General features: G+C 58.5%; 20 protein-coding genes. 13 read left to right on the top strand and 7 right to left on the bottom strand.

Annotated elements, in window-relative coordinates:
* Positions 1-210: 210 nt before the first annotated feature.
* Genes dapE through rnr form a run of 3 tightly spaced genes read left to right on the top strand, consistent with a single transcriptional unit; the run spans position 211 to position 4,235 of the window.
* On the top strand, positions 211-1,350 hold the full coding sequence (gene dapE / locus AC2FNN_RS13005; RefSeq protein WP_496758989.1) for a succinyl-diaminopimelate desuccinylase: 1,140 nt from the start codon (positions 211-213) through the stop codon (positions 1,348-1,350).
* Between the two features lie 3 nt (positions 1,351-1,353).
* Entirely contained in the window at positions 1,354-1,929 is a 576-nt protein-coding gene (locus AC2FNN_RS13000; protein ID WP_496758988.1) for a TIGR04282 family arsenosugar biosynthesis glycosyltransferase, read from the top strand.
* 47 nt (positions 1,930-1,976) lie between these two features.
* Positions 1,977-4,235 (top strand): ribonuclease R, encoded by a 2,259-nt coding sequence (rnr, locus tag AC2FNN_RS12995; RefSeq protein ID WP_496758987.1) that lies wholly within the window; start codon positions 1,977-1,979, stop codon positions 4,233-4,235.
* Here the strand turns inward: rnr and AC2FNN_RS12990 are convergent.
* Positions 4,226-4,612 carry a DUF1801 domain-containing protein gene (locus AC2FNN_RS12990; protein ID WP_496758986.1) on the bottom strand — a complete coding sequence of 129 codons (387 nt, stop codon included), beginning with the start codon at positions 4,610-4,612 and terminating at the stop codon, positions 4,226-4,228. The two genes, rnr and AC2FNN_RS12990, sit on opposite strands and share 10 nt — an antisense overlap.
* The gene (locus tag AC2FNN_RS12985; RefSeq protein WP_496758985.1) at positions 4,609-5,307 is read right to left on the bottom strand and encodes a glutathione S-transferase family protein; all 699 of its coding nucleotides are present in this window, start codon (positions 5,305-5,307) and stop codon (positions 4,609-4,611) included. Before AC2FNN_RS12985 ends, AC2FNN_RS12990 begins: the two co-directional genes overlap by 4 nt.
* 85 nt (positions 5,308-5,392) lie before the next feature.
* Between AC2FNN_RS12985 and AC2FNN_RS12980 the strand changes: the two genes are divergently transcribed.
* A complete protein-coding gene (locus AC2FNN_RS12980; RefSeq protein ID WP_496758984.1) occupies positions 5,393-6,106 on the top strand; it encodes a helix-turn-helix transcriptional regulator in 714 nt (237 codons plus the stop codon).
* Positions 6,107-6,168: 62 nt separating this feature from the next.
* Entirely contained in the window at positions 6,169-7,485 is a 1,317-nt protein-coding gene (locus AC2FNN_RS12975; RefSeq protein WP_496758983.1) for a lytic murein transglycosylase, read from the top strand.
* Between the two features lie 53 nt (positions 7,486-7,538).
* On the opposite strand, the gene AC2FNN_RS12970 is transcribed toward AC2FNN_RS12975, so the two are convergent.
* On the bottom strand, positions 7,539-8,936 hold the full coding sequence (locus tag AC2FNN_RS12970) for an aspartate aminotransferase family protein (protein ID WP_496758982.1): 1,398 nt from the start codon (positions 8,934-8,936) through the stop codon (positions 7,539-7,541).
* Between the two features lie 77 nt (positions 8,937-9,013).
* Positions 9,014-9,697, bottom strand: coding sequence for a GntR family transcriptional regulator (locus AC2FNN_RS12965; RefSeq protein ID WP_496758981.1), 684 nt, complete (start codon positions 9,695-9,697; stop codon positions 9,014-9,016).
* Positions 9,698-9,837: 140 nt separating this feature from the next.
* Here AC2FNN_RS12965 and AC2FNN_RS12960 point away from each other — a divergent pair, with 140 nt between their 5' ends.
* The 5 genes from AC2FNN_RS12960 to AC2FNN_RS12940 all read left to right on the top strand — a co-directional run bounded on the left by AC2FNN_RS12960 (position 9,838) and on the right by AC2FNN_RS12940 (position 15,123).
* The gene (locus AC2FNN_RS12960; RefSeq protein ID WP_496758980.1) at positions 9,838-10,923 is read left to right on the top strand and encodes a polyamine ABC transporter substrate-binding protein; all 1,086 of its coding nucleotides are present in this window, start codon (positions 9,838-9,840) and stop codon (positions 10,921-10,923) included.
* A gap of 69 nt (positions 10,924-10,992) precedes the next feature.
* Positions 10,993-12,120, top strand: coding sequence for an ABC transporter ATP-binding protein (locus AC2FNN_RS12955; RefSeq protein WP_496758979.1), 1,128 nt, complete (start codon positions 10,993-10,995; stop codon positions 12,118-12,120).
* The gene (locus AC2FNN_RS12950; protein ID WP_496758978.1) at positions 12,120-13,010 is read left to right on the top strand and encodes an ABC transporter permease subunit; all 891 of its coding nucleotides are present in this window, start codon (positions 12,120-12,122) and stop codon (positions 13,008-13,010) included. Before AC2FNN_RS12955 ends, AC2FNN_RS12950 begins: the two co-directional genes overlap by 1 nt.
* On the top strand, positions 13,007-13,825 hold the full coding sequence (locus AC2FNN_RS12945; RefSeq protein WP_152459300.1) for an ABC transporter permease: 819 nt from the start codon (positions 13,007-13,009) through the stop codon (positions 13,823-13,825). The genes AC2FNN_RS12950 and AC2FNN_RS12945 overlap by 4 nt, the downstream gene beginning before the upstream one ends.
* On the top strand, positions 13,822-15,123 hold the full coding sequence (locus AC2FNN_RS12940) for an NAD(P)/FAD-dependent oxidoreductase (RefSeq protein ID WP_496758977.1): 1,302 nt from the start codon (positions 13,822-13,824) through the stop codon (positions 15,121-15,123). The genes AC2FNN_RS12945 and AC2FNN_RS12940 overlap by 4 nt, the downstream gene beginning before the upstream one ends.
* 9 nt (positions 15,124-15,132) lie before the next feature.
* On the opposite strand, the gene AC2FNN_RS12935 is transcribed toward AC2FNN_RS12940, so the two are convergent.
* The 3 genes from AC2FNN_RS12935 to fliK are packed head-to-tail and all read right to left on the bottom strand — an operon-like array spanning position 15,133 to position 17,942.
* Entirely contained in the window at positions 15,133-15,999 is an 867-nt protein-coding gene (locus tag AC2FNN_RS12935) for a phosphotransferase (protein ID WP_496758976.1), read from the bottom strand.
* Between the two features lie 53 nt (positions 16,000-16,052).
* Positions 16,053-16,715, bottom strand: coding sequence for a flagellar hook capping FlgD N-terminal domain-containing protein (locus AC2FNN_RS12930; protein ID WP_496758975.1), 663 nt, complete (start codon positions 16,713-16,715; stop codon positions 16,053-16,055).
* Positions 16,716-16,718: 3 nt separating this feature from the next.
* Positions 16,719-17,942 carry a flagellar hook-length control protein FliK gene (gene fliK, locus AC2FNN_RS12925; protein WP_496758974.1) on the bottom strand — a complete coding sequence of 408 codons (1,224 nt, stop codon included), beginning with the start codon at positions 17,940-17,942 and terminating at the stop codon, positions 16,719-16,721.
* 110 nt (positions 17,943-18,052) lie between these two features.
* Here fliK and AC2FNN_RS12920 point away from each other — a divergent pair, with 110 nt between their 5' ends.
* The 3 genes from AC2FNN_RS12920 to AC2FNN_RS12910 all read left to right on the top strand — a co-directional run.
* On the top strand, positions 18,053-18,328 hold the full coding sequence (locus tag AC2FNN_RS12920; protein ID WP_171230574.1) for a rod-binding protein: 276 nt from the start codon (positions 18,053-18,055) through the stop codon (positions 18,326-18,328).
* Complete coding sequence (locus tag AC2FNN_RS12915; RefSeq protein WP_496758973.1) at positions 18,318-18,677, top strand: flagellar biosynthesis protein FlgN; 360 nt, start codon at positions 18,318-18,320, stop codon at positions 18,675-18,677. The genes AC2FNN_RS12920 and AC2FNN_RS12915 overlap by 11 nt, the downstream gene beginning before the upstream one ends.
* Positions 18,678-18,886: 209 nt before the next feature.
* The coding region (locus tag AC2FNN_RS12910) for a flagellin N-terminal helical domain-containing protein (protein WP_496758972.1) at positions 18,887-19,440 on the top strand (554 nt) is incomplete at its 3' end.

The raw sequence follows: 19,440 nt of genomic DNA, 5'->3' as shown, positions 1-19,440 counted from the left end.
TTTCATTCACCTGTTTCGCGGCCCTGTAACGCGATTGTGCAGCGGGCGGCAAGATGGTCGCCGGGTAAACCACCATGATTTGTTAGGGTGTCGCTTTAATATCTGCTCAGTTGGGTGAAATGATATTTTTGCGAATTGGGGTTGGAAAACCGGCCAATTCGTTGAATCTGTGCGCGAACCCGCGAAAGACACTGTTCCAGAGGCCATTGCATGACCGACCCCGTCCAATTGACAGCCGATCTGATCCGTTGCCCATCGGTCACACCTGCCGAGGGTGGCGCGCTGGTTCTGCTGAGGTCGGTGCTGGCGGATGCGGGGTTTGAATGCACGCGTGTCGACCGTGGTGGCGTCAGCAACCTGTTCGCACGGTGGGGCCGGAAAGGCCATCCGCGCTGTTTCGGGTTCAACGGCCATACTGATGTTGTGCCGGTCGGCGACGAGGTCGCGTGGACGATGCCGCCTTTCGGGGCCGAAATACGGGATGGTGTGATGTATGGGCGTGGGGCAACGGATATGAAATCCGGTGTTGCGGCATTTGCGGCGGCGGCAATCGATTTCGTGCGCGACACCCCGCCTGACGGAGCCATCATCCTGACGATCACCGGCGACGAGGAAGGCGACGCGCTGGATGGAACGACCGCCTTGCTGGATTACATGGACGACGCGGACGAACGTATGTCAGTCTGTCTGGTGGGTGAGCCCACCTGCCCGAACAAGATGGGCGAAATGATGAAGATCGGCCGTCGCGGGTCGATGACTGCATGGTTTACGATCACCGGTGTTCAGGGGCATTCGGCCTATCCGCATCGTGCCAAGAACCCGTTGCCAGCCATGGCGCGACTGATGGATAGGCTGGCGGGTCACGAACTGGATCAGGGCACGGACCACTTCGATGCTTCGACATTGGCAGTGGTGACAATCGATACCGGGAATGCGGCCACCAACGTAATCCCGGCGCAGTGCAAGGGAACCGTGAATATTCGTTTCAATGATCTGCATTCCGGGGCCAGCCTGAGTGACTGGCTGAAGTCGGAAGCAGATCAGGTGGCCGCTCAGTTCGGCGTTGAAATAGATGTCGTAATCAAGATTTCAGGCGAAAGCTTTCTGACCCCGCCGGGGCCCTTGTCGGATTTGGTGGCCAAAGCGGTAGAGGCGGAAACAGGCGCAACGCCCAAGCTTTCGACGACCGGTGGTACGTCGGATGCGCGTTTCATCAAGAACCATTGCCCGGTTGTCGAATTCGGTCTGGTTGGTCGCACGATGCATCAGGTCGACGAGTGTGTCGAGGTGGCCCAGATCCAGCAACTCAAATCGATTTATACCCGTATCCTGACCGATTATTTCGCCTGATCCATGCAGCGCACATTGGTGATCATGGTAAAGGAACCTCGTCCGGGCCGCGTCAAAACGCGGCTTGGACGAGAAATCGGCATGGTCGCAGCGGCGTGGTGGTTTCGGCACCAGACCCGGTCCCTGATCCGGCGGCTGCGTGATCCCCGCTGGCGTATCGTTTTGGCCGTCTCACCCGATCAGCAGGGTCTGAACAGCCGGGTATGGCCCGCTGACCTGCCGCGCGCCGCGCAGGGGCGTGGGGACCTGGGGGATCGCATGGGGCGGATGCTGCGCGGGATGCCCAAGGGGCCGGTTTGCCTGATCGGTGCGGATATTCCGGGCATTTCGCGCCGCCATATTGCCCGTGCTTTCGACGCATTGGGCCGTTCTCAAATGGCGTTTGGGCCTGCCCCGGATGGTGGTTATTGGCTAGTCGGCGCGCAACGATATGCAGCTTTGCCGGCAAGTCTGTTCCGGGACGTGCGCTGGTCGACAGAACACGCATTGGCTGACACGCTGGTGTCGATCACTGGCTGTCGGGTGTCATTGCTTGATCAGTTGCGCGATGTGGATACGGTTGCCGATCTCGACCCCTGAGGCTTTTTGGTCATGACGCGGTCGCAAACGCATGCTAGGCCGGACGTATGACTCGCATCCCTACCAAGCAGGAGGTCCTGGACTGGATCTCGGCGAACCCCACCCTGACCTCAAAACGCGATATCGCCAAAGCCTTTGGCATCAAGGGCGCGGATCGGATTGATCTGAAACGTATCCTCAAAGAGCTTGAGGCCGAAGGCCATCTTGAGAAGCGCAAGCGCAGTTACCGCGACCCGGATCGCCTGCCACCGGTCAGCGTGTTGCAGGTAAAAGCGCCGAATGCCGATGGCGACCTGTTCGCGCGGCCACTGGAATGGCATGGCGAGGGGGTCGAGCCCATCGTTCTGATCATTGCCCGCGCCAGCGACCCGGCGCTGGGCGAAGGTGATCGCATTCTGGCTCGTCTGACCGTGGTGCATGAGGAAGATCACAATTACGAAGCCCGCCTGATCCGTCGCATCGGGACGAACCCGCGCAAGATCGTGGGTATCTTCCGCAAAGGGGCTGAAGGCGGGCGGATCGTGCCCATCGACAAGGCCGGATCGACCGAATGGCTGGTGGCCGAAGGCGCTGCGCTGGGCGCCAGGGATGGCGAACTGGTCGAGGCCGAACAAGCCGGGCCCAAAAACCGCATGGGGCTGCCACGCGCGCGCATCGTCGAACGGCTGGGCGACCCGACTGCGCCCAAGGCCGTTTCGTTGATCGCGATCCATCAGCACGGCATCCCGGATGATTTCCCCGACAAGGTGATTGCCGAGGCCGACAAGGCCAAACCTGTCGGCCTGAAAGGCCGCGAGGATCTGCGGGATATGCCTTTGTTGACGATCGACCCATCGGATGCGCGGGATCATGACGACGCCTGTTACGCCCATGCAGACGATGATCCCAAAAACCCCGACGGTCATGTGATCTGGGTCGCCATTGCCGATGTCGCCGCCTATGTGCAGCCTGGTTCTGCGCTGGATCGTGAGGCGCGCAAGCGCGGCAATTCCAGCTATTTCCCCGACCGCGTCGTGCCGATGCTGCCTGACCGTCTGTCGGGCGATCTGTGTTCGCTGCACGAAGGCGTGCCGCGCGCCTGTATCGCCGTGCGGATGCAGATCGACGCGGATGGCAACAAGATCGGCCACCGATTCGTGCGGGGGCTGATGCGCTCGGCAGCCTCGTTGAACTATGCCGAGGTGCAGGAGGCCATCGACGGTCACCCAAACGACCGCACAGGGCCGTTGCTGGAGCCGGTTCTGAAACCGCTTTATGCTGCATATGCCGCGCTGAAAAAGGCCCGTGCTGATCGCCAGCCGCTGGAGTTGGACCTGCCGGAGCGCAAGATCGTTCTGAACGACAAGGGCGAGGTCGAAAGCGTGGCTTTCCGTGACCGGCTTGATGCGCACCGGCTGATCGAAGAGTTCATGATCCTCGCCAATGTCTCGGCTGCCGAGACACTGATCGCCAAGCGCCGTCCGCTGCTGTTCCGGGTGCACGAGGAACCCGCGCCCGAAAAGCTGGAAAGCCTGCGGGAAACGGCGCAGGCTGCCGGATTGAACCTAGCCAAGGGGCAGGTGCTGCAAACCCGACACCTGAATGCGCTGCTGAATGCCGCCGCCGGCACCGAGGATGCCGAACTGATCAATCTCAGCACCTTGCGGTCGATGGCGCAGGCCTATTACAGCCCGGAAAACTTCGGCCATTTCGGGCTGGCGCTGCGCAACTACGCGCATTTCACCTCGCCCATCCGGCGCTATGCTGACCTGATCGTGCACCGGGCGCTGATCTCGGCCCATGGCTGGGGCAATGACGGGCTGACCGAGGACGAAATTGCCCGGCTTGAAGAAACGGCCACACATATTTCGGATACCGAACGCCGCTCGATGATGGCCGAGCGCGACACGACCGACCGCTATCTGGCGGCCTATCTCAGCGAACGTGTGGGCAACGAATTCACCGGGCGGATCAGTGGCATTGCCCGGTTCGGGGCCTTTGTGAAAATGGACGAAACAGGCGCGGACGGGTTGGTGCCGGTGCGGTCATTGGGGCGCGAATTTTTCCATTTCGATCGAGAGGCCGGAACGCTGATGGGCTCGGATTCCGGGCTGATCATTGCCATCGGCCAGCGGGTCACGGTGCGGCTGACCGAGGCGACACCTGTGACCGGTGGGTTGGAGCTGGAACTGCTGTCCATCGACGATCAGGCCCTGCCGCGCGGGCGCGGGCCCGGCAAGCGGTCGACGCGACGCAAGGCAGGCAGCACCAAGCGCAAGAAGGACAAGATCAAGCGCAAGGTCGAACGCAAGCGCCGTCAAAGGTGATAGGTCAGCGCCCGGGCAATCAGCCAGCCATGGCGGGTTTCATCGATCTGGCCCGGGTCATCGAACAGAACGGCCCGGTTTCCGTCAATCCGGTCCTCGCCCGGAAAGGCCGTGGTGAAATCACCGATCAATCGGCTTTGGCAGTGCACGAACAGTGCGAAATCCGCGGATTTGTGAGCCCCCAGCCGGATCGTTGATCCTTTGGGGGCAAGATAGGCGGGTTGGCCCCAGCGCAGCTCTTCTCGCAATGGATTGGCAGCGGGCAGGGACTCTGCTGTGTTCAATATCAGATCACGAAGCGCCAGGGCCCCCGCGCGTGTTTGCGGGGGCAGGGCTTCAAAGGCCGAGGCGACTGTGGGGTCATCAAAAGGTTTCATGCAATCGGTATCGCCTGATCCATCCGGTCCACGTAACTGTTCAACAGGTTATCCTGTTTGATCCTGCGGGTCAGTGGGGTATCGGCAGGTGTTGCGCGCATGGCGGCGAGCATCGGGCCGACGCTCATATCTGCTGATGTTGGTTGATCTGCCAGCAGGAAGCGGGATTGCCACAGATGGGCCGAGATCGCCTCAAGATCGCGTTCGACCCGGTCCATGCGCTCGGGCAACGAGAACCGGCCGATCCCTTGTGACGTGATCCCTTTCAGAACCGATTTTCGGATCGCATTGGACGCCGGCTTTCGGATCAGGGCCGGAATTCCGGTGAAAAAGGTTTCGCGAAGGATCGGCCAGACCTCGTCATTGCCCCAGCGGTCCAGAACGATGTGGAAATACAGATGCTCTTCGGCCATGCGTACCAGCGCGCGGGATTGCGCTTTTTCCACATCCGAAAGCCCCTGATCGAACTCCGCCCCCTTCTGTTCCAGCCAATCGCGGATCAGATCGCTGTCCGGTATCAACCGCTCTGGCGTGCGCAGCACTGGCAGTTTCTGATGCGGCATCCTGCGGGGGTCAAGCATGTCCGAACGTTGCCAGACCTGACCGGAATGTTGAAGCATCAGGGCTGTCTTGACGCAGAACGGGCTGGCGCTGAACAGTCCGAAGGCAGAAGGATAGGTGAGAAGGGTCAGCATCGCGTGGCTCCGTATTTTTGACGTGCCGGATGAGTAAACCGACCTGATGACAGTTTTTGTCATTAGGGATAGGTTAGGGTTCATCATGTCCCGCACCGCCCGATTGTTCCAACTGATGCAAGCCCTGCGTTCTGGCCCATCGCCCAGAACGTCTGAACAACTGGCGCAGGATCTGGGTGTTTCTGCCAGAACGATACACAGGGATATTGACGCGCTGCGTGGTCTGGGGGCCGTTATCGACGGTGAGGCAGGGTTTGGGTTCACCCTGATCGAAGATGCGACATTGCCGCCATTGGGTTTCACTGATGACGAGCTTGAGGCCCTGGTTCTTGGCCTGCGCGAAGTTCAGGTGATTGGGGATCCGGCCTTGTCAGATGCAGCCAGTGCCGCCCTGCGGAAATTGCAGGGGCGATTGCCACAGCGTCAGTCCCATCGGCTGAGCCATGCGGTTCTGGCGGCAACGCGGTTCAATCGTCCGCCCGCGCCGACAATCGACGTGGCCATTTTGCGGCAGGCGACGTGGGACGAACGTGCGATCGAGTTCTCGTATACGGACGCAAAAGGCGATGCCACACAAAGGCAGGTCAACCCGCTGAGCATCGTCTATATGGATCGATCAAATGTGCTGCTCGGCTGGTGCCACCTGAGACAGGATTTTCGCGTCTTCCGGTTGGATCGCATGCAGGACATGTCTGTGACAGATCAAAGCTTTAGACCGCGCCGTGTGCCCATGCTGCGCGAGGTTTTGGCGCAAATCCGCGCAGCGCGCGACGCGCAAGAACGCGATGAGGACGCCTGAGACTTTGTGAATAGCCGATTCTGCGTTACTCTGAGGTCGAGCAGTAATCAGGAAAAATCGGAATGCAAAAATGCGTAGGCGGCGTCATGACCGTCGCATTGTGGGCATCCATGGTGCAGGCGGACACATCAGAAAATACGACTTGGCCAGACAGAGCAGGGCCCGGCGAAACGATACAGCTGGCCTCGGCGGATGTGACGGTTTCGATCCGTCCGGTGCCGCGCCCGACGGTTGAGGCTTTGCGGGTGTCCGCGGCCGTGACTGCGCGGTTTCAGGCCTGGCTCGGCGCGTTTCACGAGCGCGCGAAGCAGCAGGGCATATCGGAAAGAACGTTGAACAAGGTGTTCTCGGACATGATCTTTGACGAGGACATCCTGAAACGAGACCGCAATCAGGCTGAATTTTCGAAACCGATCTGGGAGTATCTGGATTCGGCCGTCTCGGACACGCGCGTTTCCAACGGTCGTGCCGCCATGCAGCAACATCGGCAGGTTTTGCAGCAAATCGAGGCCGAATACGGCGTTGAAAAGGAAGTGGTCACGGCAATCTGGGGGCTGGAAACATCATTCGGCTCTTATCGTGGCAGCAACCGGACGCTGAGTTCTTTGGCGACGCTGGCCTTTGATGCGCGGCGGGCGCAGTTCTTTGAAACGCAGTTGATCGCCGCGCTGAGGATCGTGCAGGCGGGCGATGTCAGCGCCAAAAACATGCTGGGCAGCTGGGCAGGCGCAATGGGGCACACGCAATTCATGCCAACTTCGTATCTGGATCACGCAGTTGATTTCGATGGCGATGGACGGCGTGACATCTGGTCGGATGATCCGACGGATGCGCTGGCCTCGGCCGCGTCCTATCTGGCGCGGCACGGTTGGAAAAAAGGGCAGCCCTGGGGCGTCGAGGTGCGCTTGCCCGCCGATTTCGACTATGCGGCAGCCCGGCGGGATTTTGCGTTGTTGCCGTCCGCATGGGCCGCGCGGGGTGTGGTGGCCCGGAGCGGCCAGGCCGTCCCGGATCACGGAGAGGCTTCGATCCTGCTTCCGGCGGGCGGGCAAGGCGTGGCGTTGATGATTTTCGACAATTTCAGCGTGATCGAGGCCTATAACGGGGCCGACGCTTATGTGATCGGTATCGGACACCTGTCCGACCGGCTAGCGGGTGGCGAACCGTTTCAGTCCGACTGGCCCCGAGGTGAGCGGGCGCTGAGCTTCACAGAAAAGAAAGAGCTGCAAACCCGCCTGACCGATGCGGGTTTCGATACAAAAGGTATCGATGGGCGCACAGGGCCGAACACCATCAATGCGGTTCGCGCTTACCAAATGGCGCAGGGCTTGGTGCCGGACGGCTATCCAACTGCGAATCTATTGGAGCGGCTGCGGTGAACGATAAGAGGCGACCCAGACGGGCCGCCCCTTTAAAGAAGCCTTTTTTGATCTCAGGATGCGGCTTTCATCAGCCCCTGAGCGATGATTTCCGCCTGTGCTTCGTCCAGCGACTTGTAAATCCGCACGAACATCTCGTCGATATCCGCCGGAGTCAGGATCAGCGGCGGCGAGATGATCATACGGTCGCCCACATGGCGCATGATCAGATTGTTGGCAAAACAGCGGTCGCGGCAGATATAGCCGACCGTGCCGGGCTCGGACGCGAACTTGGCGCGGCTGGCTTTGTCGGGTGTCAGAGCGATGGAGGCCATCATGCCGACGATCTTCGCCTCGCCCACCAGCGGGTGATCGACCAGGGCCTCCCATTTCTTTTTCAGATAGGGGGCGGCAACATCGCGCACATGCTCGACGATCTTCTCTTCTTCCAAAATGCGCAGGTTCTCAAGCGCCACAGCAGCGGCGACAGGGTGGCCGGAATAGGTGTACCCGTGGTTGAATTCCGTGCCGCCGATCACTTCGGCGATCTCGTCATTCACGATGGACCCGCCGATCGGCGCATAGCCCGAGCTGAGCCCCTTGGCGATGGTCATGATATGCGGTTTGATGCCCACGGTTTGCGATCCGAACCAGTTGCCGGTTCGGCCGAACCCACAGATCACCTCGTCTGCAATCAACAGGATATCATATTTGTCGCAGATGCGCTGAATTTCCGGCCAGTAGGTATCGGGCGCCACGATCACGCCGCCTGCACCCTGAACCGGCTCGGCGATGAAGGCCGCGACACGGTCCTCGCCCAGCTCCTGTATGGCGTCTTCCAGCTCGCGCGCACGGGCCAGGCCGAATTCCTCGGGCGACATGTCGCCGCCTTCGGCCCACCAGTTCGGTTGGTTGATGTGGTGAATGTTCGGGATCGGAATGCCGCCCTGCGCATGCATGCCTGCCATACCACCCAGCGAAGCCGACCCGACGGAAGACCCGTGATACGCGTTTTTTCTGCTGATGATGATATTTTTGTCCGGCTGCCCCTTCTCGGCCCAGTATGTGCGCACGAGGCGGATATTGGTGTCGTTTGCCTCGGACCCGCCAGCCGCGAAAAAGACATGGTTCAGATTACCAGGTGCCAGTTCGGCGATTTTGGCCGCCAGTGCGATTGCCGGCACATGGGTCGTCTTGAAGAAGGTGTTGTAATAGGGCAGTTCGCGCATCTGACGCGCCGCGACATCGGCCAGCTCATCGCGGCCATAACCGATATTGACGCACCAAAGACCTGCCATTGCGTCCAGAATTTCCTCACCTTCGCTGTCGGTCAGGTAAACCCCGCTGGCGCGTGTAATCACGCGGGCCCCTTCCTGCCCCAGCGCACCATTGGCCGAGAAAGGATGGATGTGATGCGCCGCATCCAGCGCCTGCAATTCGGCGGTCGGCATATGGTTGGTTATGGTGGACATCGGAGAATCTCCTACAAGAACGCAGTTGCGGATCACAATATGATCAAATTCATCGCTGTCAATCGAATCAGGCTGAGTTAAGCCGAAGTCAGGGCGTCCGACATCAATTCCATGCCTTGCTCAATGTCCTGAGCCGTTGCCTTTGCCGCTTTTTCGGGGTCGCCTTCGCGCAAGGCGGAAATGATATCCTTGTGTCGATCCGGCAGGCTTTGAGTCCCGAATCGACCACACACGACACGCAGCGAAGGGCCGAACCGCAACCAAAGCCTTTCGGCGAGATCGCTGAGAATCGGTGCGTTCGCATAAGAGTACAGCGTTTCGTGGAACGCCTGGTTCAGACGCAGATAACCGCCCACATCCCCGTCGGCGATCATACGGTCCAAATGGGTATCGAGCCGCTCAAGATGATCGATGTCCTCGGCTTGCAAATTCGACGTCGCGCGCCTTGAAAGCTCTGATTCTATTGAGGTTCTGGCAAAGATCATTTCCTGGATATCGCCCGGGGACAGCAGCGGCACACTTACACGCCGATTGCCTTGGAACACCAATGCCCCGTCCGAGATCAACCGGCGGATGGCTTCGCGCACCGGTGTCATGCCAACACCCAGCGAATCAGTCAGGCCCTGGATCGTGACAGGCTGGCCCGGAACCAATTCGCCGAACAGGATCTGTGATCTGAGCGTTTGATAAACCTGCTCATGCGCGGGCTGTTTCCCTTTGTCGATTGTCGACGCAGATGCCTTATTTTTGATCAAATCCAATTGGTTCTTCCCATTTCGACTAACCCTGACTTGTCAGGTGACAGACCTCGTGAAACCATACGCTGGATCGAGGAAAAACGCAAAACTTGATCAAATCCAAAAAAACGGGAAAATAGCCGTACACTTGCAGGGAGAAGAATATGACAATCAAAACGCTGACCATGACAGCGGTCATCGCATTGGGGACTTCGGCGGCATTCGCCGAAGAGGTGCGTGTTTACAACTGGTCCGACTATATCGACGAAGAATTGCTAAGCAAATTCGAGGAAGAAACCGGTCTGACACTGATTTACGATGTGTTCGACAGCAATGAGGTTCTGGAAACCAAGATGCTGGCCGGTGGCTCGGGATACGATGTGGTGGTGCCGTCGGGTACATTCCTGCAACGCCAGATTCAGGCGGGCGCGTTTCAGGAACTGGACATGGCCAAGTTGCCGAACGCGGAAAATTTGTGGGACGTGATTCAGGAGCGTACCGCAGGGTATGATCCGAACAATGCCTACTCGATCAACTACATGTGGGGAACGACGGGCATCGGCGTGAACGTCGACAAGGTCAGGGAAGTCTTGGGTGACGACGTGGCCCTGAACAGCATGGATTTGGTTCTGAAGCCAGAAAATATGGAAAAGTTGGCCTCGTGTGGCGTTCACTTGCTTGATGCGCCTGCCGAAATGATACCGATGACCTTGCAGTACATCGGTGAAGACCCCGACAGCCATGACCCGGAAGTGATCAAGAAGGTCGAAGACGTTCTGACAAGCGTTCGCCCCTACATCCAGAAGTTTCACAGTTCGGAATACATCAACGCGCTGGCAAATGGCGACATTTGCGTAGCCGTGGGTTGGTCCGGTGATATTTTGCAGGCGCGGGACCGCGCGGCCGAAGCCGACAACGGTGTGAACATCGAATACCACCCGTTCGCGGAGGGGTCATTGATGTGGTTCGACCAGATGGCAATCCCTGCCGACGCGCCGAACCCGGAAGGTGCGCACAAATTCCTGAATTTCATTCTGGATGCCAACAACATGGCTGCTGCGTCCAACTATGTGTACTATGCCAACGGCAACAAGGCGTCTCAGGAGTTTCTTGAGGAAGACGTGATCGGCGATCCGGCCATCTACCCGGATGATGCCACGATGCAGAACCTGTACATCACGACTCCGTACCCCGCGAAAACACAGCGGGTCGTGACGCGTCTGTGGACCAAGGTCAAATCGGGCACCTGATCCGAATTGCACCGGCAGGGCGGCGCCGCCGCCTTGCCTCTCTTTCCAGCTATTCGAACGAGGGCCGTAGTGAATTCTGACGTCTTTGCGCCATGGGATGACCCGCAGGCGAAACCCTTGATCCAATTCCGAAACGTGACCAAGCGTTTTGGTGAATTTACTGCCATCGACAACCTGTCTCTGGATATTTTCGAGCGAGAGTTCTTTGCCCTGCTTGGTCCGTCGGGATGTGGCAAAACGACAATGATGCGGATGCTGGCCGGGTTCGAAACACCGACCGAAGGCCAAATCCTGCTTGGGGGGAAGGATATCGACCCGATCCCGCCAAACAAGCGGGCCGTAAACATGATGTTCCAGTCCTACGCCCTTTTTCCGCATCTCAGCGTCAGGGAAAACATCGCCTTTGGACTGCGCCGGGACAGAATGCCCAAACACGATCTGGAAGACCGGGTCGAAGAAATGCTGCGCCTGACCCGGCTGGAAAAATTCGCCCGCCGCAAACCGCATCAGATTTCGGGCGGGCAGAGGCAGCGTGTGGCGCTGGCGCGTTCGCTTGCCAAAGCGCCCAAGCTTTTGCTGCTGGATGAACCGCTGGGCGCGCTGGACAAGAAATTGCGCCAGGATACCCAATTCGAACTGATGGATATTCAGGAGAAAACCGGCACCACATTCGTGATCGTTACGCATGATCAGGAAGAGGCCATGACAGTCGCCAGCCGTGTTGCGGTGATGGATCAGGGTCAGCTTATGCAGGTTTCCACTCCGGACCGGATTTATGAGAATCCTGCCTCGCTCTATGTCGCTGATTTCATCGGGGACGTGAACATCATTGAAGGGCGCGCGACATCTGTCGGAGAGGATACCTATCAGGTAGACTGGGCCGAAGGACAAGCGCCGCTGACCGCCGCGTCAGCAAAAAACTTTGAAAACGGTCAGTTGTGTCATCTGGCGATCCGCCCCGAGAAAGTGACGATCTCTGCCGAACGGCCCGCCGATGCGGTCAACGCCGTGCAGGGCAAGGTTCACGACATTGCCTATCTGGGCAATCTGTCCACCTATCACGTTGAACTTGCAAACGGCACAATCATCAAGGCGCAGACGGCCAACACCCGCCGTATCTCGCGCCGTTCGTTCACTTGGGAAGACCCGGTCTGGCTGTCGTGGACAGCGACGGCTGCGGTTTTGCTGGCGAACTGATGCGCCGCGCTGTTCTAATCGCCATCCCTTATGTCTGGTTGCTGGCACTGTTTCTGGTGCCATTCTTCATCGTTCTGAAGATATCGCTGTCGGACACGGCACTTGCCATCCCGCCCTATACCCCGACTTTGGACCTTTCAGCCGGTTGGGCGGGGGTCAAAGAGTTCTTCAGCCAGCTTGATCTTGAAAACTTTGTCTGGCTGACTGAGGATGATCTGTATTGGAAAGCCTACCTTTCCAGCGTCAAGATCGCTTTGATTTCGACATTCCTGACACTGCTGGTGGGCTACCCTATTGCCTACGGGATGGCCCGCGCGCCTCAGGAATGGCGACCGACGCTGATGATGTTGGTTATCCTGCCCTTCTGGACCTCGTTCCTGATCCGGGTTTACGCCTGGATGGGCATTCTGTCGAACGAAGGGTACCTCAATCAGATCTTGCTGTGGACAGGCATCATTTCGACCCCGCTGACGATTTTGAACACCTCGACCGCTGTCTATATCGGCATCGTTTACACCTATCTGCCCTTCATGATCCTGCCCATCTACTCGGCGTTGGAACGCATGGATGGCTCGCTGATCGAGGCAGCCGAGGATCTGGGGTGTTCCCGTTTTCAGGCCTTCTGGCTGGTGACCATCCCGCTGTCCAAACCCGGTATCATTGCAGGGTGTTTCCTGGTGATGATCCCCGTGATCGGTGAGTTCGTGATCCCATCCCTTCTGGGTGGTTCCGGTACGCTGATGATCGGCAAGGTTCTGTGGGAAGAGTTCTTTTCGAACCGTGACTGGCCGGTTGCAAGTGCGGTGGCCATCGTGCTGCTGCTGATCCTCGTCATTCCCATCGTGCTGTTCCAGCGCAACCAGCAGAAACAGGCGGAGGCAGAGGGATGAACAGATTGAGCTGGTTCAACACGGTTTCGCTGACGCTGGGCTTTGCGTTTCTGTACATCCCGATGATCATCCTGATCGTCTTCAGCTTCAACGAAAGCAAGCTGGTCACGGTCTGGGCCGGGTTCTCGACAAAATGGTACGGAGAGCTGCTTCGGAACGAAGCGTTCCTTGATGCCGCCTGGGTCACGATCCGGGTCGCGGTGTTTTCGTCGACGTTGGCGACAATTCTGGGAACGGCCGCCGCTTATGTACTGGTCCGCAGCGGGCGGTTCTTTGGCCGGACACTGTTTTCCGGCATGATCTATGCACCGCTGGTCATGCCCGAAGTGATCACCGGCCTGTCGCTGCTTTTGCTGTTTATCGGCATCGGCCTGGATCGAGGTATTCTGACCATCGTTCTGGCGCATACGACCTTTTCGATGTGTTTCGTTTCCGTTGTCGTATCCTCGCGCCTCATCACCTTTGATCGGTCGCTGGAAGAGGCAGCGCTGGACCTTGGATGCTCGCCCGCGCAAGCCTTCCGTCTTGTCACCCTGCCGATCATCGCACCTGCGGTAATCTCGGGCTGGTTGCTGGCCTTCACCTTGTCACTTGACGATCTGGTGATTGCATCCTTCACTTCGGGGCCGTCGGCGACGACATTGCCGATCAAGATATTCTCGGCCGTGCGCCTTGGTGTCAGTCCGGAAATCAACGCGTTGTCGACGATCATGATCGCTGTGGTGACGGTCGGGGTAATCACGGCCTCGCTTGTGACCAAACGCGCGATGGTACGTCAGCAGCAGGATGAAATGGCTGCCGCGCGCACCGAATGAAGAGGATTTTTCCAGACTACGCCTATGGCGGCGAACCTCGGGACGGCTGTTGGTGGGACGAAACTGTTGCCAGCCCGGATTGGCCAGAGTTCCAGGGCGACATGCACGTAGATGTGGCCATCATTGGTGGCGGATTTACAGGCGTTTCGGCTGCTCTACATTTGGCTGAAAATGCTTCGGTTGCGGTGTTCGAAGCCGGCGCACCGGGGTGGGGTGCCTCGGGCCGAAATGGCGGGTTTTGCTGTCTTGGCGGCTCAAAACTTGGACATGCATCCATGCAACGGCGATTTGGCCGCGATGCTGCCTTGGGCTATGCGGCAACGGAACAGGAAGCGGTCCGACTGGTCGCCGATCTGTTGGCGCAATATCAGATCGATGCGGATACCCACTCCAGCGGGGAAACCCAGCTGGCGCATTCCAGGCGGGCGATGGACATGCTGCGCCGACATGCCGACGAGACGGGAACCCTGCACGAAGCCAGAGACCTGCCCGCGAAGGGCATGGGTGGCGCGTTTCATGGTGGATACACTTCGCCGGTTGGTTTCGCGTTGAATCCCCGCAAATACCTGTTTGGGATTGCCAGAGCCGCCAAAGCAATGGGCGCGCATCTGTTCCGGAATTCCCCGGTTCTGAGCGTTGAAAAAACGGCGTCCGGCTTTGTGTTGCAAACGCAGAGCGGGCCAGTCAAAGCGCAGGCGGTGTTGGTGTGCACCAACGGTTATTCCAGCGAGGATATCCCGGCCTGGATGTCCGGACGATACATGCCTGCTCAGTCGACCGTCATGGTAACGCGACCCCTTGGTCGAACCGAGCAGATGGCACAGGGATGGACATCGGATCAGATGTGCTATGATACGCGCAATCTGCTGCACTATTTCCGCCTGATGCCGGACGGGCGCTTTCTGTTTGGTATGAGGGGCGGTCTGCGGTCATCGGCCGAGGCTGAAGCGGCCATTCGGCGAAAGGTTCAGCAGGATTTCAAACATATGTTTCCTGCTTGGTCGACGGTCGAGGCCACTCATATCTGGTCCGGTTTGGTGTGCCTGTCGCGGGCCCTGACACCTTTTGTCGGCCCCGTTCCGGATCAACCGGGGATGTTTGCCGGTTTTGCATATCACGGCAATGGCGTCGCCATGGGCACGTATTGCGGTCGAGCATTGGCGCGGTTGGTTCTGGGGCAGGACGCCAGGCTGCCGGCCGTGATGACGCAAACACCGGGTCGGTTTCCTTTGGGTCGCTGGCGCCGTGTGCTCATGCCGCCAGCCTACGCCATGCTGGCGCTGGCCGACCTGCGATGAAGCGGGACGTTACAGAATTTCGGTTTCCAAGTTCAACCCTGTCGCGTAATCGGGCGCACCATTTTCAGCGCGCCAAAGGCAATACGTCGCCATGCGCCACGCATACCATGGCCTGAGCTGTTCGTAGCGCGCGACGATATCGGGCCTGCCGTAGGCCGAAAGAAACTGGTCTTCCTCTTTCTTCGACAGCGGTGAGCCTCGGTAAAGTTGCTGCATTGCAGGCGACAAAAACAGCGCAAGATCTTCGCAGGGATCGCCCAGAGCCGGGCATTGCCAGTCGATCAAGGTCAGACCACCGGTCGCCACCAGGATATTGCCTGCCACGGGGTCGCCATGGATCAGGCACGTCCGTTCTGTGGGTGCGACCGAATTCGAAGGTTGCAAATCGGCGAGTTTGTCGCGCCCGTTTGACGTACAGCCTTGCAGAATACTGTTTCCATGAGCGCGCAAATCTGCGCTGCCGTTGCATCCGGCTGGCGCCTGGATGGCAATGGGCAGGGTATGAAGCTTGCGCAGCAAGGTGCCAACCAGGGCTGAATTCTGCCGCCAGGGTGCCCCGGGGGCGTGGTCGTAAAACACCCAATGGGCTTCGTTATATTGCCCTGTGGCCCGCAGCCTTGGCACGAAACCCGCGGCGCCAAGCGCCTTCAGGCATTGGGCCTCCAACTCTGCATCATTGCGAAACAAAGGATTGCGCAACGCTGTGCTGTAGAGTTTCAGGACCTTGTCACTGTCGCGGCCCTTGACCTTCCACACCCTGTTGGTGCGCCCGCCGTACAAGGTCTCGAACAGAGGATGCGCGTTGACCAATCCTTGGGCGTAGAGATGGTCAACCAGATCACGAGGGGGGGCAGGCAGGTCGGGCAGAGGTTCCATCACTTCTTATGGCGAGTCGATTTGCCAAGGTTTGGCCCGTCCCGCCCGACAGATCAAGCACCAGTTCGGACTGCGGTGACCTGAGTTGCGGGAATCACCTGACCGCCCTGCAAGGTCAGCAAAACAGCATCGTCGCCAACCTGTGCTTCGACAACGCGATTGTAGGCGGCGACAGGTTTTTCAGAGAGCAACTTGTCGCCCTTGTAGCTTTCAAGGGTTGCGGTGTAGTTGCCTGAAGCCAATGGATTGCCTGAAGAATCCACTCCGGCCCAAACAAACTCCTCGGTTGTCGTGGGCACGGTGACATTATCGATCACCGTGCCGTCACTGTCGCGGATCACCAATTTCGTCGCGTCCGCATCAGGATCGGCCTGGGCAAACAATGTCACGGGCTGGCCGGCAAAGTGAAAGGCTGATGTCGAACGGACGTCCATTCCCACCCAGCTTGCAAGCTCGTTCAGTTTTGTGCCGCCCAATGCATTGGCCAGGGTGGACAAGAGGTCATTGGTCTGGACTTGTTGTTCGACCATCGAGAACTGCGCCAACTGAGACGCATACTCGGTCGAATCCATCGGCTCCAGCGGATCCTGATTCTTTGCCTGCGCCGTTAGCATCAGCAAGAATGTCTCAAAATCCGACGTAATCGCGGATTTCTGAGATGCCCCGGCCTTTTGTTGATCCGCGCCGGGCTGCGTGGTGTTGACAGGCGTAATCATTGGTCAGAACCTCATGTCGATGCCCCGGCCCGAGGCCAGATACTGTGTGTGGGAAGTTGTGTGATCGATCCGTTCATGCGGCGCGGCTTCCAAATGTGAAGGGGATTGTGTGTCAGCGTCGTTTGCATCCTTTTGATGTGCGCCAGAACCCCAAGAGGTCCCCAGATCAAAGCTCAGATCCCCATAACCCAGCTTCTGAAACTCTTCTGTCAGAACGGACAAATGACGTCGCATTAAATCGAGGGTTTCCGGGCGTTCGGTCGCAATGGTGATTTGCAGGCCGTCCTCCCGACCGTTCAGAACAATCGACACACGCCCAAGCTCTTCCGGATTCAGCGCTATTTCCGTTGCTCCTGATCCGGTACGCGTCTGGACCGCTGCTGACAGCTGACCAGCGATCGCCCGGGCGATTTCCGCTCGGGCGGCAGTGGACGGAGCCGTGAGTTGCAGCACGGACTCACGCGAAGTCAGCGGCAAAGGTTCCTCTCTGGCGGCAGGCAGGGCCTCAGCTTCGACTACGGGTGCCACCGGTTCGGATTCAACGGCAGTTGCCATCAGCTGAAGCTGCGCCACCGAGGGCGTCCGGTCAGGAGCTGACGGTTTGGGCGTCAGAATGTTCACATCGGGCAACGGCTTTTTTTCAGGGCCCAGCGGAAGGGGGACGGCCCCCGTTTGTTCGACCGTGCCTTTGGGCTTTGCAAGCTGATCAAACATCTGGCCGGCTTCGGTCATGGCTGTCACTTGCACAGGTCGGGGCGTCGGACCCTGCGCCTTCTGCGAGAGCGCCGGAACCGGGGAAGGCGTGTCGCTTTGTGTGGGCAAATCTTTTGGTACCAACACCAGTGTTTGTTCCGGTATTTCCAAGGGGGTTTGATTTGCCTCCGCAATTTGAACCGGCACCATCGTTGCCTCGTCCAAGTCCGTGGTTTCCAGGATTGCAGAAGTGGTTTGCTGTTCGCCGGTGTGTTCTGAAATCGGGGGGGGATGGGCCGTTGCAGATGCCTCGGCCGTTGTCTGGGCCACAGGTTCGGGCTCTGCTTCGACAATTTTCAGCTCGGCACTGATGGCAGCGTTTTCGCCTTCAGGGTGGCCGGTGGTACCAACCTCTTGCCCGAGGACATCCTGAAAGCTCTTCGAGCCAGCGTTTTGGCTCGGAGCCTTACGAGATGTGACGGCTTTCTCGGGTGTGGTCGGCGTTGCGTTCGCCAGCGTTAGGGGGTTGGGCATTTTGCTCCGGCTCCGTGTGACTGGTCGGAACACTGCCTGTAGGAAGTTACGTTTATTTTAACCGCTTTCACCTTTGATCGAGAAAGTTCGACGCAAATTCGGAGAATGCCATGAAGGTTTCCACCCTTCCTCACGTATCTCAATCACAGTCACCCCAGACCCGGCTGAAAAACGCCGCCATAGAGCTGGAGGCCGCGTTTCTGGCCGAAATGCTGAAATCTGCCGGGTTGGGAAAGACTCGCCAGTCCTTTGGTGGTGGCGCCGGTGAGGATCAGTTTTCTTCGATGCTTGTTCAACATCAGGCGCAGCAACTGGCCCGGTCCGGTGGCGTGGGCCTTTCCGAAATTCTGTTCAAGTCACTGATGGAGAAAACCGATGACGTCTAAGGCCGACAAAGTGTTGATCAAGTCTTTGGAAGAAATCCTGGATCTGGAACGTGCCGCACTTGTGCAGGGGGATCTGGACCGTTTGTCCAGCATGGTGCCTGAAAAAGAAAAGCTGATCGGGGCAATCAATGGTCTTCAGGTGCTGGAAAGCGAGGCACTGATTCGCGTTCAACAGAAAGCAGAGCGCAATCAGGCGCTGTTGAACAGCGCGGCTGAAGGCATCCGGGCGGTCGCCAGCCGAATGGCTGAATTGCGGCGCGTTCGGCAGGAATTCAGCACCTATGGTGCGGACGGACAGCGAAGTGAATTTGCGGTGCGCAGCACGGCAAAGCTGGAAAAGCGGGCATAGACAGAAGTTTGATTCAAATCCGAAATTTCTGGGTCGGGCGCTTTAGCACTCCGTTAGGGGATCGGGTTCAAAAGTGGTGTTGCACCTGAGATCAACAGGTGGCGCGAACGGCCACGCGGCGCGTCGCACAGGTCAGAAAGACACCAATGCCCGTAAATAGTGCGGGGTGAACATGGGCAAAATGGCCCGAACGGAAAAGGATGAAAGCTATGTCCAGCATTCTGACAAACAATGGCGCGATGGTTGCGCTGCAAACCCTCAAGTCGGTCAACAAGAACCTGGCAATGACCCAGAACGCGATCTCGACCGGCAAGGATGTCGCAACGGCCAAGGACAACTCGGCAGTATGGGCGATTTCCAAAGTGATGGAGTCGGACGTCAAAGGTTTCAACGCCATCAAGGACAGCCTCGCGCTTGGTGAATCGACCGTCGCCGTTGCACGGAATGCCGCAGAAACCGTCACTGATCTGCTGACCCAGATGAAGGGCAAGATCGTCGCGGCGCAGGAAGACAACGTTGATCGAGGCAAAATCAATGATGACGTGACTGCTCTGAAAGATCAGATCGCGTCCGTTGTCAGCGCAGCGCAGTTCAATGGCCTGAACCTGGTTGACGGCTCTGCCGGTTCCGCTTCGGTTCTGGCGTCGTTGGATCGTGACAATACCGGGGCCGTGACCGCATCGTCGATCACCGTTGCAGGGCAGAACCTGTCAACCGGCGGTTATGTCACCAAGCAGGTTTTTGACGGTTCGACCGGCGCATC

Source organism: Ruegeria sp. BHSA118, assembly GCF_059613405.1.
The sequence above is the reverse complement of the archived record's forward strand: the minus strand, read 5'-3'. Positions and strand labels throughout refer to the sequence as shown.